This window comes from Actinomyces oris, assembly GCF_001929375.1.
Classification (GTDB): domain Bacteria; phylum Actinomycetota; class Actinomycetes; order Actinomycetales; family Actinomycetaceae; genus Actinomyces; species Actinomyces oris_B.
In genome coordinates, this window is sequence record NZ_MSGO01000025.1 from 1 (window position 1) to 16,356 (window position 16,356).

At 66.6% G+C, this 16,356-nt stretch carries 9 protein-coding genes, 1 pseudogene and 1 CRISPR repeat array; of the genes and pseudogenes, 5 read left to right on the forward strand and 5 right to left on the reverse strand.

Features of this window, described 5'->3' with window-relative positions; all coding sequences use genetic code 11:
* Nucleotides 1–51: 51 nt before the first annotated feature.
* A CRISPR array of direct repeats spans nt 52–522; the repeat unit is 37 nt; unit sequence GTCTTAATGCACCTTCTGGTGCTGGGTGCTTTCTGAC.
* A gap of 260 nt (nt 523–782) precedes the next feature.
* The 3 genes from BKH32_RS05855 to BKH32_RS05865 are packed head-to-tail and all read right to left on the reverse strand — an operon-like array spanning nt 783 to nt 5,252.
* Nucleotides 783–2,351: a hypothetical protein gene (locus BKH32_RS05855; protein ID WP_075249071.1), complete on the reverse strand. Its 1,569-nt coding sequence runs from the start codon at nt 2,349–2,351 to the stop codon at nt 783–785.
* Complete coding sequence (locus BKH32_RS13900; RefSeq protein WP_075249072.1) at nt 2,338–2,805, reverse strand: hypothetical protein; 468 nt, start codon at nt 2,803–2,805, stop codon at nt 2,338–2,340. Before BKH32_RS13900 ends, BKH32_RS05855 begins: the two co-directional genes overlap by 14 nt.
* The gene (locus BKH32_RS05865) at nt 2,802–5,252 is read right to left on the reverse strand and encodes a hypothetical protein (protein ID WP_075249073.1); all 2,451 of its coding nucleotides are present in this window, start codon (nt 5,250–5,252) and stop codon (nt 2,802–2,804) included. Before BKH32_RS05865 ends, BKH32_RS13900 begins: the two co-directional genes overlap by 4 nt.
* Nucleotides 5,253–5,600: 348 nt before the next feature.
* Between BKH32_RS05865 and BKH32_RS05870 the strand changes: the two genes are divergently transcribed.
* The 5 genes from BKH32_RS05870 to BKH32_RS05890 are packed head-to-tail and all read left to right on the forward strand — an operon-like array spanning nt 5,601 to nt 14,123.
* Nucleotides 5,601–7,712, forward strand: a complete 2,112-nt coding sequence (locus BKH32_RS05870; RefSeq protein WP_075249074.1) for a Cas10/Cmr2 second palm domain-containing protein — start codon at nt 5,601–5,603, stop codon at nt 7,710–7,712.
* Nucleotides 7,709–9,631, forward strand: coding sequence for an RAMP superfamily CRISPR-associated protein (locus BKH32_RS05875; RefSeq protein WP_075249075.1), 1,923 nt, complete (start codon nt 7,709–7,711; stop codon nt 9,629–9,631). Before BKH32_RS05870 ends, BKH32_RS05875 begins: the two co-directional genes overlap by 4 nt.
* Complete coding sequence (locus tag BKH32_RS05880) at nt 9,628–11,361, forward strand: RAMP superfamily CRISPR-associated protein (RefSeq protein ID WP_075249076.1); 1,734 nt, start codon at nt 9,628–9,630, stop codon at nt 11,359–11,361. Before BKH32_RS05875 ends, BKH32_RS05880 begins: the two co-directional genes overlap by 4 nt.
* On the forward strand, nt 11,354–11,920 hold the full coding sequence (locus BKH32_RS05885) for a hypothetical protein (RefSeq protein WP_075249077.1): 567 nt from the start codon (nt 11,354–11,356) through the stop codon (nt 11,918–11,920). Before BKH32_RS05880 ends, BKH32_RS05885 begins: the two co-directional genes overlap by 8 nt.
* A gap of 1 nt (nt 11,921) precedes the next feature.
* Nucleotides 11,922–14,123 carry a hypothetical protein gene (locus BKH32_RS05890; protein ID WP_075249078.1) on the forward strand — a complete coding sequence of 734 codons (2,202 nt, stop codon included), beginning with the start codon at nt 11,922–11,924 and terminating at the stop codon, nt 14,121–14,123.
* A 75-nt stretch (nt 14,124–14,198) separates the two neighbouring features.
* On the opposite strand, the gene cas2 is transcribed toward BKH32_RS05890, so the two are convergent.
* On the reverse strand, nt 14,199–14,540 hold the full coding sequence (cas2, locus tag BKH32_RS14375; RefSeq protein WP_256691123.1) for a CRISPR-associated endonuclease Cas2: 342 nt from the start codon (nt 14,538–14,540) through the stop codon (nt 14,199–14,201).
* A pseudogene (gene cas1, locus BKH32_RS13220) lies at nt 14,465–16,213 on the reverse strand (CRISPR-associated endonuclease Cas1); the annotation flags it as partial. The pseudogene cas1 and the gene cas2, both read right to left, overlap by 76 nt.
* Nucleotides 16,214–16,356: the final 143 nt, after the last annotated feature.

Genomic DNA, 16,356 nt, shown 5'->3' on the forward strand with positions numbered 1-16,356 from the left:
GCTGGGTGCTTTCTGACGGGTCCTATCATGTCCACCATCGCTGAACGAATTGTCTTAATGCACCTTCTGGTGCTGGGTGCTTTCTGACCTGGCAAAGATCTAGAGTGGGTTCGCTGGCTCGCAGACGTCTTAATGCACCTTCTGGTGCTGGGTGCTTTCTGACGCCAACGACTACAATGACGTTGTTGACATTCTGTCGTCTTAATGCACCTTCTGGTGCTGGGTGCTTTCTGACCAGAGCGAGCGACACGCCTATGGTTCGCCGGAAGTCTTAATGCACCTTCTGGTGCTGGGTGCTTTCTGACAGCTGATGCTCGGGTGCCCCGGGGTGTCAGTCGTTAGTCTTAATGCACCTTCTGGTGCTGGGTGCTTTCTGACTGAACGCGCTGAATTTGGGTTCGGCCTGGCCCTTGAGGTCTTAATGCACCTTCTGGTGCTGGGTGCTTTCTGACCTACTAGCACTAAGGAGTGCATCAAAATGTCTAGTCTTAATGCACCTTCTGGTGCTGGGTGCTTTCTGACCCCTGCCTCTCGGAGTGGCGCCGTTGCGCCGTTTCCAGGGGCTGGAGCGCCACCGGCTCCGCAAGCACCCCGCGGGACCGGCCGGCACCTCCTCTATTTAACCACCTTTTGGCGTCCTGACGCCAAGCGCCACCGACGCCCCATCAGGCACCTTCAGCCACCAGCTTCCGACGACGTCAAGCCAAAAGGTCGACGTTCCGGACTGTGGCTGTGGACACAACCTACTGCGGTGGAGATGGAGCCGGGCTCTGGACTCGGCGTCAAGGGCGTTTCCCACGCCGAGCCACCCGGCCGCCCAGCTTGTCAACGAGCAGCCAGATCCCACCGCCGATGAGGACCGACCCGATAAGACCGAAGCCAAGAATCCACCCCCATCCCGCGTCCCAGCCGCCGATGCGCTGGTGGCGGACCGCGATACCCTTGGCGGCCTCCCAGTTGGACCAGATCTCCAGGAACACGCTCAGCGGCAGGCCGATGAAGGTCAGAACCGCCAAGGCGATCTCCATGACCCGTGTGGAGCGGGCGCGCTCCTCCTCGGCCTTCTGGTCGGCGCGGCCGATGCGCATCAGTACGTTCTCGCGGAGCCTGTGCGCCTGATCCCTGGCCTCCTCAACCAGTAGAGGAATCCGGTAAGTGTCCAGCAGGTAGGTCAGGAAGGCGTCGAGCTGTCTGTCGGCGTCGGTCATCATGGTCCACTGCTCGGAGACGACGAACCCGACCGCCTCCGAGTCGAGCTCGATCACACGATCCACCTCATCCGCGGCACGCGGCTGAACGTCGGCCAGACGAGCCATGAGCGAGGAGGCCCGGAAGCGCTGAAGCAGCATGAGCAGAACCGCCTCAATGAAACGCCCCTCAACCTGGGCCAACGGGAAGAACCCTCCCTGCTGAACCTGACAGAAGGAGCACCCATGGGACCCTGCGTAGGCCACCCAAGTCTGCGACAGCCGGTGGAGCTGCTGAGCACGCTGCTCGAAGAGCCCATCCTGGAAGGTCTCGTCGGTGCGCCGAGGAAGATGCCCCCACCGCCACGAACTGACGATGATGCGTTCCCTCGTCATACCCGATCCGGGCTCGGTGACGGACTGCCTGAGCCCCCGGTATCGCCTGCCCGCAGCCCTCTCCTGCTCGGTGCGCGCATCAGAGTCGTCCAGCTCGAAGCCCTCTCCCAGCTCCGAGGCGACGACGTCGTACGGCACGTAGGTGATCGTGTAGGGGTCGACATCCTCACGACCGTTCACGTCAGTGGCGCCGAAGCCGTGGCCGACGTCGTCCGGGCCGTGTCCGGACAGGAGGGAGAGGACTCGACTCACCTCATAGACGAGCTCCTTCCTCCCCTTCGGCTCCTGCGTGAGGTTACGGATCCAGGAGAACGCCTGAGGGCTCGACGGGTCACGCAGAACCAGGTGCACGGCGATAAGCACCTTCGTTACCGCCTCCCGGGCGGGGTGCCTGCCGGAGGGGCCGCTCACGGTCTCGATTCTGAGAACGTCCCACGCAAAGGCCGCGAGAGGAGCGGCACCGTGGCTGGTCCGGTTCTTCTCACTGACGAATACGGGTGAGAGCTCCTCGTAGACATAGTGGCCGCGGTGCTCAGCGGAGAGCATCCGTTTCCTCACCGGCTCGCGCAGCCGGCGAGATGCCCCATCGAAAACGGTCCGGCCCACTCCTCCCGTGATCGGTACCGGGCCCGGGGCGAAGAGGCGTCGCCACTGCTCCCACCGTCCGGGCAGCTCCCACGGAACGACGACGACGGCGCGCAAGGCGTTGTCATCCTCGGCATCGATCACCATGAGGTCCGTCGGCGTGCGCTCATCAATCTGACTCATCGGGCCTGCCTCCGACTCGACTCGAGGTGGTGTGAGGAGCCTCCCCGTGGGAGGCGAGCCGACGTGCTGCGATGACACGCCCCTGCGCGTCGCGGACGAGGTCGTCGGGCCAGACAAGATCAGCCCGCTCGGCGAAGTGCTCGGCAAGTGTACGGCTCGTGATGTACACCGTGCCCGGCCGGGGAGCGGGCAGAGGAGGATCGACGCCGTGAAGCACCGTGCCCACAACGAGGGGCACGGCATGAGTTGCCGTCGGTGAGTCCTCGGGGCGCGAGGGATCGACGACGTGAAGCGTCTCCAACCGGTCCCCGGACAGGACAAGACGCGGCACCACCCCGGATGAGGGGATGCGCAGCCGCTTCCCCGCAACGAGGTCGAGGACGACGTCATGCGGCGTGAGATTGACGAGGCGCTGCGGAGGGTCGCAGGCGCACTGTGGGCCGGTGCCGGTCACGGCTTCTCCCCGTAGCCGGTCTTCCCCAGCGCCTCCACCTGGTCTCGAAGTGAATGAAAACGATGGCCCCAGTCCCCAGCCCTCGCCCCGTGCTTACTCCCCACTGCGGCAATCGCCCGCCGTAGAAGAACCGGGTAGGTGTACCGGTTTCCGTCCGAAAAGTTTTGAAGAGAGAGCTCAGTCGCAACGTCAAGAGTGTTCCTGCCATGATTGATGGGAATCTTGTTGCGTACCCGAATAAGCAGGCGGAGAAGGCTTTCCGAGGACTCGGATTCGAGCTGCTTCAACGTCTTCCTGTAATCGCTTCCCTGATCGAAGTCCGGGGACGCGCAGGCGAGTGCAACAGGGGCCTTGAAATTGGGGTCCCGATGCCTTTCGTCTGGCGTCCTCAGCAGCTCGCCAACGATAGTGGTGAGCCGTGCCTGAGCGTCCGAAGGAACTGTGTCCACCAAGTCCGCCACTGCGTTCATGGCGCCCAAGACGGTGCTGGATACGCCGTCGAGATCATTCGTGTTCACGGCCTCGATGAGTCGGTCCGCCAACGTGGTGGCCTCGTTGGAAAGAACCTCCATCGCTGGGTCGCCCAAGGAGAGGAGCCGGCTGGCGGATAGCAGGTCGAAACGGTTGAGGCAGTATGTGGTTGCTTCCAGGAGTGCCTGGCGAACGTCACGGTCAAGGCCCAGCTGGTGAAACTGAACGGATTCCTTCGACTCGCCTGACCCGGCGTCCTTGCTGTTGACCATTGACAAGAGGAATACGGGAACTCCGTGCTTCGCTCCGAAGGCCTGAGCCGCATGGAGCAAGCTGATGGCGGCCGCCTTCTCTCCCAGGACTGTCACGACAACGGCGCGGGGCCGCGCTGTGCGTTCCCCAAGCCAGTGCTCCGCGGCTCTGCTCAGCTCCTTCATCGTTGAAGATATGGTCTCCGAAGAGACTCCGGGCCGAGTGATCGACTCCCCGTAGTCGTGGACTTTGCTGGAGGCCTCGTCCAAGTTCCAGGGTGAGTATGAGGTCGAGTGTCCTCCGTGCTTTACCTCCTTCAGCACTCGTTCCCCCTCGCTGAGGCTCGAGCTGGAGCACGCGATGAAGGCACTCAGTGTGAACGGCCCGTGAACGGCACATGCTTGCCGTACGGAATCACTCGGTTCCGAAGTGAGAAGGGAGGCGATGACAGGCTCTCGGCTGTTTCTGCCAGGTGCGTCCGCGCCGGAGGTGAGGGGCGTGCTGTGGGCTGCTCTTCCCTGGGCGGTCAACAGGCATACGTCACCGGACGGCACTGACAACCATTCCGGAGGCTCCCCGACCGCCTGCTCTATCCTCTCCTGGAGATTGTTGGAGGTGAGGCTCCTCAATGGTGACTCAAGGTTGTGCATCGCATACTTTCCCAAGTCGTTCAGGTCGCCTTGAGCTGCCAGCCAGGATTCCGGCTCCTCCAGGGGGTGATCGTTTTCCTTTCGTTTGAGTTTTCCGATAATCTTTCCCAGCTCGCCTTTAAGGTTGGAGTCCTTGAGTTTCTGGGAGCCGTCGCGATACTGGTGCTTGTCTCGAAGATGTTTATAATTTGCAACCACCCAGGATCGTAGCGTCATCGCGGCGGCAAGGTCGCCGCGGGCGACATCTGCTTGAAGAACCTGCGCGAAGTCCTCGACCGATGGCTCCGAATCCAGCTCGCCCATGACCCGACGAACCGCGTCGGCGGCCTTCCTCACCTCCGCGTCGATGCGATCGGATCGTTCGTAGATATCATCCAGAACCGTCGGCAGCCCGAGCCCCATGAGCCAGCCCCGCAACGGGTCGGCGTCGACCGACATCGGGATCAGGGGGAGAGCCTGACCGCCCGATCCTTCCTCGACGCGGTCGACGAGCACGAGTGACCACTCATCCTGATGAGTGGCTGCGGCAACTCCGGCCGCCTCGGCGAGAACTGCGGTAGCCCCTCCCGCCACGGCTAGCAGGACGTGCCCGTCGTGTGCGCCGATCGACCGCTCCAGCAGCTCGATGCTCTCGCGGCTCACCGCCAGACTCGGCAGGGTACAAGCATCGTGAATGATGATCTCGCTTGTCCCGGCGAGATCGGCCGCATCGAAGGACGCGATTCTCAACGCATGGACGAGCGTGCGTGCGAGCCCGCCGGTCGGCGTGTCTCCGCCTTCCACCCCGATGACGAGTACCTCGGTGGTTTCATCGGTGCCCGTAGCCGCCGAGAGCTGAGAAACTGCTTTGAGCTCTTTTCGCAAGGCGCTTCCCGAGCGGGGTGAATGCGCGGCGTCCGTGTTTTCGTGACTCGGAGTCCGAGTGAAAGAGAGGTCGAAGAGACGCCGTGCGGCCTCATGGGGCGTCATGCAGTTCTCGAGTTCTTCTGCTCTTAATGGGCCGATCTCGTCCGGATCTTCAAAGGGCGATGGCGCGCCGAGATCGGCATGGCCTGCGATATGAACAAGCAGCATGATTGACTCTTCTCCTTTGAATGGTGCGGGCGCACCCTTGAGGTGCTGGAAATGAGGCTCGCATCAGCATGCTCTGCTGCAGACTGACTGCTTACTCGGCGGGCTGGTTGAGAGGTGGTCGCCTGCCCCGTAACAGTGCCACACCCGCGGCAGGTGCGCAGAGTTTTTACAAGGTTGGATGTTGTCGCGTGTTGTTGGGGTGGCAGGGAAAACCGGCAACCGTAAACCCACATGGCAATGTTTGTCAAGGACGTCATTGTTCTGGGTGAACACTCGCCACGCCAACCGGATGTCTGGTAAGACTATCCCGGGGCCCACAGCCGCGCCGCCGTACGAACGGAGTTGACGATGCACCTTGTCATGCTTGAAACCAACGGGAATCAGCGCTTCATCTTCTCCTCGCCGCGGCTGCGAGACAGTGTCGGAGCGTCCTCCATGCTGACCAAGCTCGAGCAATGGACTGCGCACGAGCTCCTCACTACTGGCGCGGCCGCAGCCTGGTGCGCGGCTCGCGGACTGCCCGACGGCCGGGAACCGCACGAGTCCCAGTGGGTCTCCAAGTCCTCCGGCAAGGTCATCTTCCTGGTGGATTCAGCCCAACAGGCCAAGGACGTCATCGGCGCCGTGACGCGCAAGGCCCTCGCTGAGGCGCCGGGCATGGACGTCTCCGGCGTCTTCATCCCCCTGCCAGCGCCGTCGAACCCACAAGACTCTGACACCGCCTACGTCACCGATAGCGCACTCAAGGACATCCACGCGGAAGCAGCCCGCTACGCCCTCCAACGCCCGCCCGCCGAGGCGCGCTTCTCCCAGCTGCCCTTCCTCGCCCGTGCCAAGGACTCCTCCATGCCCGCATCCCCACCGCTGGGTACTCGGGACGAGGCCAAGGATGATCGCCAGGACGCGTTGTCGCTGGCCTCGCGCGTCCGGCGCTACCGGGCGTACCAGGCACGGCTCGATCTTCTGAAGACGGGGGTCAATCGCAGTTCCGACCTCTCAGACAAGCAGACGCTCCTCATCCGCGACCCGACGATGCTGGCCAAGAAGCTCCACCAAGTTTTCGTTGAGGGCATCGAGCCGGTGGGTGATGAGGGCAGGCCGTCACCCGAGGAGAGCATCTCGCGGGGAGCAGAGGAGCTCCGTCCGCTTGAGCACGCCATCCAGTCCAACCCGGATGCCAGCAGCACCGCTGACTCGGACACCGACTCCGGCGACTACTCCTTCCTGTCCAAGGTCGCCGTCATCCACATTGACGGCAACGGCGTCGGCGGCATCATGAAGGATCTCGAGTCCTCGACGGACCGCGTCGCCCCAAGCGTGTTCAAAGCCGAGGTCGGCTGCGACCGCGACGACCCCGACGCCCTGCGTCGTTTCCTCCTGGCGGTCAACGAGCGCCTGCAAAACGCAGTCGAGCACGCCTTCGCCGCAGCATGGACGCGAATCGACGAGCTGTCCGAACATGATGACGACCAGCCCAGACGTCGGCACACCGCCATCCCGGTCGTCCCGGTGATCCTCGGTGGCGATGACGTCACCGTCATCACCAGCGGCGACTACGCCCTGCCCTTCGCCGCCGCCTACCTTCGCCACTACGAGGAGGCCACCGGCAACGACCCGATCCTGCGCTGCCTCACCCCGCCCGAGGGCCAGGACACCGGCCCCATGACCGCCGCTGCCGGCGTCGCCATCGTCAAACGCAACTTCCCCTTCCACATCGCCTACGAGCTGGCCGAGAAGCTGGTCGATCGCGCCAAGAAAGTCGGCAAGACGGCGCAGCCGCCGTGCTCAACGCTCGACTACCACGTCCTGTTCGACACCACGGTCCTCGACCCCGACGAGGCCATACGCGGCTACGAGAGCTTCACCACCCGTCCCTTTCGCCTGCTCAACGACGAGACGCCGTCGGCCCCGTGCACCTGCAGCGCCGGCTCCAGAGCCGCCGGCTCCGGCGACGGTGAGGACAGCACATCCGCCGACTCCTCGACGAACGATCTTCGCCACGAGTCCTGGGAGGCGACCTGCCGGTGCGTCGCCCGATTCAAGGGGGTGCCTCTCGGCAGCACCGCCGAGAGCCGGAACGAGACCGACCCCGAACCGTTCCCACGCACCCGGGCGGCGCGCATCCGCGGCCTGCTGTCCGCGGACGTGCGGGAACGAGCCGCTCATCGTGACGACGACGCGACGGACGCTCCGACCGCTGAGACCGCGGACCGCGAGACTCCGGGCTCCGAGGCGCCTGAGGAGAAGGAGGACCGGGAGACTCCGTCGCTCCGTCGCGCCCGTGACGAGTGGAAGGCGGCCCGTGAGGATGTCGGCGACTGGATCGACACCGAGCTCGGCGGCCTGGGCGCCGTGTTCGACCTCCTGGAGCTCTCCGACCTCCTCCCGCCCTCCTTCTTCGAGCTCCCCCTCCCCAGCCTGGGGGAGGCCCCCAACACCGCATCGGAGGCCACCGAATGAGCCCCTCATCCCCGACCTCCTTCCCCCTGTCGGTCACCTTCCACTCCGACTGGGGCGTCACCACCGGAACCGGCGTCGCCGGCGGCGTGGACTCCGTCGTCGAGAAGGACGAGCGCGGCCTGCCGATCGTGCGCGCGACCGTGCTCGCCGGCGTCGTGCGGGAGCAGTCGCTCCTCGCGGCCCAGGCACTCGACGACGGCTCCGGCCGCTCCTGGCGCGCCTTCGCCTCCGCACTGTTCGGCTCCGACCTGGCGCCGCGACTCGTCACCTTCTCCGACGCCGGGCTCATCGACCCGCCGGCCGACCCCGCCGACCTCATCCACGAGGTCGTCTCCCTGTCCATCGACGAGAGGACCGGCACGGCGCGCGAGGACTTCCTGAGGATCTTCGAACGCGCCGGCGCCTGCCGGCTGCGCGGCGAGGTCACCCTGTCCGACGTCGACAGGGACGGAGGCCCCCTGACCTGGAGCGACGAGCAGCGCGACGCCGCCGAGCTCCTCCTGGCCCTCTCGGGCTTGCTGGTGCGCGCAATCGGCTCTAACCGGGCGGCCGGCGACGGCGTCTGCGACGTCCTCATCCACGCCGACCACGAGCCCGGTGACGCCCGGGCCGTCAAGGACTGGTGCCGCACACAGCTGGGCAGGTGGAAGGGGCGCGGCGCCCCGCAGGTCCCCGCGGCGGACGCTGCCGCTGCGGCGGCCCCGGTCCTTCAGGCGAGCCGTGCATCCACCGCTACCGGCACCTTCCACGAGGCGACCCTGACGATCGACCTGCGAACCCCGGTGGTCTCCTACGAGGTCCCCATGTCCAACGAGATCCGCTCCCTGGACTTCCTGCGCGGCACCGTGCTGCTGCCCTGGGCGCACCGGCTCATCACGCGCACCGTCGCCCAGGCCCCCGGCGCATCGGAGGCCCTCGTCCAGGAGGTCCGCGACGCCGTCGTCAACGGGGAGCTGCTCGTCTCCGACGGCGTCGTCTCCTACCAGGGGGAGCGCGGGCTGCCGATGCCCCTGGTGTTCTCCAGCCCCAAGGTCGGCCAAGGAGCCGAGAGCCAGGAGCCCCAGACGGCTGAGGGCGAGGGCGAGAAGGAGATGCGCGTCTGCAACCGGATGCGCGCTAAGGAGCCCGAGCGCGAGGTCCACAAGCCGCTGCGCGACGGATACGTCTTCCCGGCCGCCGGCGCGAAGGGCGCCCCGGCGCTCATCGGGCGGCAGTCCACGGCGCACGACGCCGCCACCGGGGCGGCCAGGGACGGCCGGCTCTACCTGGTGCGGGCGCTCCCGGCGGGCCTGAGCCTCCAGACGACGGTGACGGTCTCGACCCGCCTGTACCAGCGGATCGGTGAGCAGCTGGAGGCCCTCGCCGGCACCGGGCACCGGGCCCGCCTCGGGGCGCGTCGCCTCAGCGGCACCTTCGGGGAGACCGAGTGCACCCTCTCGGCCTTCGCGCCGAGCCCGGCGCCCCAGGTGGTCGACGCCGAGGACACGACGATCTGGTTCACCTCCGACGTACTGGCCCGCTCAGCCCGGCTCGGCCCGGGCGGGAGCCTGACCGACCTGCTCGCCGCCTTCGAGCGGGCCGGCGCCCCCATTGAGCTCGCCGAGGCGGACGGGACGTGCTTCAACGCCGGGGTCAGGCACCGGCGCGTGGACTCCTGGTCCGCGGCGAGCCACCAGCCCCGGGCCACCCGCATGGCCATCCAGGCCGGCTCGGTCCTCAAGGTGAGAACCACCGCCCCGGAGAAGCTGGCCGCCCTGGCGGCCGTCGGCATCGGGGAGCTGCGGGCGCAGGGCTTCGGGCGGTTCGTCGTCGGGCATCCCCTGCTGGAGAAGGAGACGTTCACACTGAGGAGCCTTCACGGGGAGGACCTCGCACCGACTGCTGATGGTGCTGCGGCATCGGAGGAGGCTCAGCGATGAGAGTGACCCGCTATGAGCTCACCGTCCACCTGGTGACGGACGCGCCCCTCCACTCGGGAGGCGTCGACGAGGTGGTCGACCGCAGGCGCGACCCAGAGGATAGGACCACCGTCGCCCGGCGATTCGCCCGCGACGGCCGCGGCCGGCCGGTCCTCACCGGGCGCTCCGTCAAGGGTGCCCTGCGAGCGGCCTGCCAGCGATTCCTCGAGGAGCACGGCGACGCCGTCGGACTGGCCGAACGCGAGCTGCAGCAGCTGTGGGGCGATGACGGAACGCGCGGGGCCGGCTCGGCGGCACCGCTGCGGGCCTCGGCGATCACCGTGCACACGGTCGAGCTGCCCACCGAGGGCTATGAAGGGGATGAGGAGCGCAAGGTCATGCTCCCGACCCGGATGGGCAACGCCATCGACCGGTACTGGGGCTCGGCCGGCGATACCGCGCTGTTCGAGCACGAGTACCTGCCCCGCGGCAAGGAGCTCGCCCTGACCATCACCGCGGAGGCCGGGCTGCCCGACGGCGTCGAGGTGCCTCAGGGCGATGTCGCCCCGCCCGGGCCGGAGCAGGTCGAGAAGCTCTTCGCGCTCATCATCGGGCTCATCAAGGACGGCAGGGTCGCCTTCGGCGGCCGGCAGAACGCCGGGTGGGGGAGAGTCACGCTCAGCGACTCGAAGAAGGCCTGGACCCTCACCAAGGCGGAGCCGGGCAGCCGGGTGGGCCTGGAGGAGTGGCTCTCCGGTGCCGGCGGGCGCTCGGTCGACGTCGCCCCCGTGGACTGCGGGGGCAGCGGCCGGATGCGGATCGAGATCACCTGGGACAGCCCTTCCGGGATCCTCGTGGCCGAGCCTCAGAAAGACGGTCCCGGGGAGGGGGCCGACGCCGGGGCCGCAGACGGAGCGCCGGAGGGCGCGGACTCTGAGGAGACGAAGCCGGCCCGCCCCCTGCGCGCCGGCCCGGAGGAGACCGACCCGATCGTGCTGCCCGGAAGCTCCGTCCGCGGCGCGCTGCGGACCCGGGCGACGCGGATCGCCCGCACCATCCTGCTGGCGAAGAAGGACCCGAGCACGGGGGCCGACTGGTCGGGCGCCGGCGTCCATGAGCAGCTCGCGCAGGATCCGAGCCTGGTGCGGGACCTGTTCGGCTCGACGACGCACCGCGGTGCGCTGACGGTCCTCGACACGCTCGCCGCTGAGGACGGCCCGAGCCGCAAGGTCACGCACAACGCCGGCGACCGGTGGACCGGCGGCGTTGCGGACGGGTTGCTCTACAGCGAGGAGGTCTACGACTCCACCTGGAACAGCATTGTCCTGGAGATCGACCTCGACCGGTTTCTGACCAACGCGCGGGCGGGCCTGGAGGAACCGGGCGGGCAGGAGGGCAGCCGGGGCGAGGACCGCAGTCGCGCCGCCTTCTGCCTCCTGGGGCTGGTGCTCGCCGAGCTGGCCGCCGGGACGCTCCCGCTGGGGAGCCGCGGCACCCGGGGCATGGGGCAGGTCGAGGTCAAGGCCATGGCCGTGACCGGCGGAAAGGGTCTGGGGATCGAGGACTGGGCACTCAAGGCGGAGGACGGTGCTGGCGAGTCGCTTCCTCGGCGGATTCTGAAGGGGCTCAGGGACGTGAGCTCCGGGATCGAGAGGAATCCGAGGGCCGGAGCCGGCTGGGAGGGATGGTCCTCCTACCTGGTGGGCAGCAGCGAGAGGCCGCTTGAGGACAAGGAGGAGCGGGATGCCTGAGAAGACGTGGGAGCCGGAGCCGTTGCGAGAGGCCGTTTGGAAGGACATGCCCGGCGCGGGAGCGGAGCAGCCCGGGGGCGCTGGGCTTCAACGGGTTCTTGAACGCGCCGAGGACCTGGGAGGCGAGATGAACGGCGTGGCCTACACGACCAGCGGCGCCTACTCGGTGAGAAGGGCGGGGGCCTCCGGGCTCACCACCCTGATCGAGCGGGACGGCCAGGCCGGTTCCCGGGAGGAGGAGATCGACCTTGACACGGTCTTCGAGCTGCGCCTGTGGCGGGTGATGGGCAAGAAGACCGACGGCGGCAACGTCGCCGGCGAGGACGGCGTCCTGGCCCATGAGCTGCGGTGGCTGAACGGCAGTGGGGCCGCTGAGATCGTGGTCGGGGAATCCTGCGAAAGTGTCCCGGGCGGCAGCGACTGCTGGGTTCGGGACAACAGCTACCTCCAGCACGGGGAGAAAGGCGACGTCATGGACAGCATCGAGGTCTTCACCGTGGAGGAGACATACGGAAACACCGTATTCACCGACGAGCTCATGACCGGAAGGTGGGGCTGACATGACCTCGTTCCAGCCGTTCCACTCCGCCGTCAACCGGATTCCGGTTCTCAGACCAAAAGTCCTTGATCTTGTGGATCGAAAGGCACTGCCCGCCGATCTGTTCGGGGACCAGGAGCCCCCGGCGCACGATCACCTGTTGTTGGAGCGCTGGTCGGGGTCGATCGATCTGGAGCTGACGGTGAGGACTCCTCTCGTCTACGGCGAGCAGAGAGAGAACCCCGGCGGCGGCACCCAGGTCGAGATCCCCACGGATCAGCAGGGGCGCGTGGTGTTCCCGGGGACGATGGTCAAGGGAATGCTGTCGCGTGCCTATGAGGTACTGACCGCGTCCCGATTCAGAGTGTTCGAGGAGCATGCCAAGCCGCTCACCTACAGGGCGGATGTCGCTGACGCATTGCGCCTCGTCCCGGTACGGGTCGTGGAGGTGAAGGACAAGGATGGGGGAATCATTGTTGAGCTGTTGCGCGGCAGCACCGGGGACGGGGACGTGGAGTACAAGGATCAGTTCGATCATCGCCCGTTCCCCATCATGCTCGCCGCCTCCCTCCAGGACGGAGGAAGAGGGCATGCTCAACGTGGGCATGGATTCAACGAGACACAGTTCCGTGCGATGACGAGGCATGAGAACAAGGTGCGTTGCGATCTGGCTCTGTGCCTGCATCCAAGGGGAGGTCATTACGCCTACTGGCAGGTGGTCGGCCTGTACGACGGCCGGGGGAATCCCGTCTGCGCCTTCAATGTGCGGAACGATATAGACGTCGTGGGTGAGCGCAATGATGTGACGGGTTACGTCTATCGCACAGCGAGGGACGGAGATCAAGCCTCAGATGTGTTTCCTCGGAAGCACGATGAACGGGTGTTCTTCGATCTCTCTGAGAGCCCTGAAAGGTTCGAAGTGGACCGGAGTGTCGTTGAGGCCTATCGCGGAGTCGTCGACAGCTATGCGCAGCAACGTGAGGAGAACGACCTCCAGCCCGGGATGCGTCCGAACCGCTTCACAGGTGTGGACTCCGAGTCCCTCCTCCACGTGGGATCCCTGGCATACGCCGTCCTCTCCGACGATGAGACCGCCGTGGAGGAGCTGGTACCGACCATGGCGGGACGCCGCTCGTATTGCATGAGCCCCCGCAGTCTTGCTGAGGAGCAGCGTGTTGCTCCACTTGGGGCCGCCGCAGAGGCGTCAGCCGCCGACAGGCTCTTCGGGTACGTCGTCCCCGACACGCGCGAAGGCGCTGAAGACGGTGACGTTGCCGCCAGGGGGCGGCTCATCTTCGGGCAGGTGGATACCTCCTCCGTTGTCTTGAGTCGAGACGAGACCCCCATTGCTCCTCTTCTCTCCCCTAAACCGGCTTCTGCTCGCAGATTCCTGACCGATAGGAATGGTCGGACTCCTCGGAACGCGGGGAAGGTTCTACAGCGCTCAGAGTATTTCAGGTCCGGACAACACCTTGGTGTGGCGGTGCACCCGATCCATCGCTCGATCCTGGGCTCGGAGGAGTTCCCCGCGTCAGCGACGCGGGCTCCCCGTCAGGAAGGAGTGACCCAAGGGGAGAATCTTCAGATTCAGTCGGTGGTGAAGACATGGATTCGTCCCGGAAGCGTCCTGCGGTGCCGGATGCGGTTTGAGAACCTGTCTCGCAACGAGCTCGCCGCCCTGGTCTGGTTGCTGGAACCTGCGAATCTTGTCCCGGCGTCGGAGCAGAACGCGGAAAAGAGTAAGACCGGCTATCTTCGCGTCGGGCTTGGTAAACCATTGGGTCTCGGTGCCGTTGAGGTGCGCATGGCGAAGGACGGGCTTCGAGCCGTGAATGTGGGCGGTGAGAATGATCTCTCTGAGGCATATCAGAACCTGTCAGGCTGCTTGGGCGTCAGTGAGACGGTGCATCGTCCTGCGGACTTCGCGCTGAAGATCAACCCGGCCGCCTTGCCGTGGGTTCAGGCTCTCCAACGCGCGTCCTTCGGGTACTCGGACGGCAGGCCTGTCCGTCACATGCTGCTCAATGAGAACCAGGAGAACAACAAGGTCGATCGCTACGGAGATCCTAAATGCGGCTTGAGCCCGGTCGACATGTTCGGGGCCGGAGACACGAAGCTTCTTCAGGTTCCTGAGCCCGAGCGTCGCAACGGGGGACGGCAGCATCGTGGAGGGCGCCAAGGCGGCCATCACGGCAACACTCATCACCACGGCCGGCGGCACTGATCGTCGCACAAGATACGGGCGTCGTCGCCGGGCGGGGTGCGTTGGTGAGCTGCGCGTACTCGGCGTACCGCAGGCTCACCACACTCCTCGGTACAGCCCGGCGTCGTCGAGCGCGGGCGCGGTCCCGTGGACCTCGCTGCGCGCCAGGCAGGAGTCGCACAGCGGGTAGAGGTGGATGACGTCGTCGGCCTGGTTGATGATCTCGGTGACCTGCCGGCGCACCTCGTCGAGCTCGGCGGGCTCCAGCCGCAGCTGGAAGACGGACTCCTGGAGCCGGTAGCCCCAGCCCTCCAGCGCGGCCGCCAGGCGGGCCCGTCGCGCAGGAGGGCCAGGGAGAGGCCGGGGCGCTTGTCGGTGGAGGCGTGCAGCACCCCGAGCGAGGGCTCGAGCCCGGCGGCCAGCAGAGCTCCCGTGCACTCGGCCAGCAGGATCGCGTAGGCGTAGGAGAGGGCGGCGTTGGCCAGGTCCTTGGGCGGACGGCGGCTGCGGCCGTCGAAGGCGACGTCCGGTGGGACCAGCCCGGACAGGCAGCCGAAGTATGCCGTTGAGGCGGCGCCCTCCAGCCCCATGAGCTCGTCGACGTCTGCGGCCTGCTTGGCGTCGTCGGCCAGCTGCCGAATGGTGGTGCAAGGCGTCTCGACGCCGCTTCCCCGGCTGCGCCGGCCGGTGCGGTGCAGCACGGAGACCTGGTGTCGCATCTTGGCGCGCACGATGGCGCGCGCCAGTGGGAGGCGGGCATCGTCGTCGGTGGCGAAGGACGCCTGGGTCAGGAGCCGGCGGGCGCTGGCCGTCGAGCGGGGGCCGGCGAGCTGGCCCAGGTAGCCGCCGTGGCGGGAGAGGAAGATGACGTCGATGTCGTTGTACAGCGCCCAGGACCGGGCTCCGGATGACAGCCCGACGGCGCCGGTGAGGACGATCCGGCTGACGGCCCGGCGGGGGACGGAGACCTGCGGCAGGCCGTCGGCGCCGTCGACGATGAGACGGTTCTGGCTGACGTGGACGCGGGCGCCGTCGCGGCCGACGTAGACCACCTGGTCCGGGTCGGGACGGCCCTTGATGTCGTGGCGGGGGTCGACGGGCGGGAAGCTGCGGGAGAAGTCCGTGCCCAGGTAGCAGAAGCCCTCATCGAAGCTGGTCATGGCGGTTTTCTCCTGGTTGAGTCGGAGTCCTCTGGGCGTCAGGAGGGTGTCGAGGAGCTCGAGGGCCTCCAGCAGGTCGGGTTCATGGGGGCTGCAGATGACGATGTCATCGGCGAAGCGGGCGTAGCCGTAGCCCGCGTCGCCCATGGCCCGGTCGACGTCGGTCAGGGCCAGGTTGGCCAGGAGCGGGGACAGGCAGGAGCCCTGGGCGATGCCGCGGTTGCGGGTACGCCGCTCGCCCCTGGCGCGCCGTGGCCGGGCAATGAGCCTGATGAGGTCGATGGTGCGCGGGCAGCCGGTGATGGGGGAGAGGGTGGCCAGGGCGTCCTCGATGTTGAGGTTGGGGAAGTAGTCCTCGATGTCGGTGCGCAGGACGTAGCAGTAGCCTGCGTCCCGCAGCCTGGCGAGGTGGTCGACGGCGTCGTCGGTGCCGATACCGGTCCGGTAGGCGAAGGAGCATGGGGACATGGTGAGGTCGGCCCTGTGGGTGATCGTGTTGACGACCGCGCGCTCGACGACCCGGTCCCGGATGGAGGGGATGTGCAGGGTGCGGACCTCCCCGGAGGTGCCCTTAGGGATGCCGAAGCTCAGGAGCGGGTCGGGCTCGTAGGTTCCTGAGCGCAGGGACTCGGAGAGCTCGGTGAGGAAGTCATCGAGATGCTCGGCGAACTCCTTGGTCTTCTTTTGCAGGATGCCGTCGGAGGCGTCCTTGGCGAGGACCATGCGCCAGCCGTCCTCCAGGCCCTCGCGGGAGCTGATGCGCTCGAACGGGGTGCCGGTGCCCGACTTGGACAACGTAAATCCGGCTGCGTGCTGGAGCGGGTGAATGTCCTCCCCGAGGTACTGGCCCGGTTTCGCGCAATCGGAACGACGGCGACGACGGTGCGGGCGGGATGGGGGCGGCGGTGTCGTTGACGATGGTGGTGGTAATGGCGGGTCTGGACGCATCATTGCGGCCTTTCAAGGGCGGGAACGTGAAGAGGGGCTGGAAGACAGGATATCGAGATGCTGGCGGACAAGGGTGAAAATCGGCTGCGGTGTCCCAGCACATGCCGATATATGCCTTCATGCACCTTCTGGTGCTGGGTGCTTTC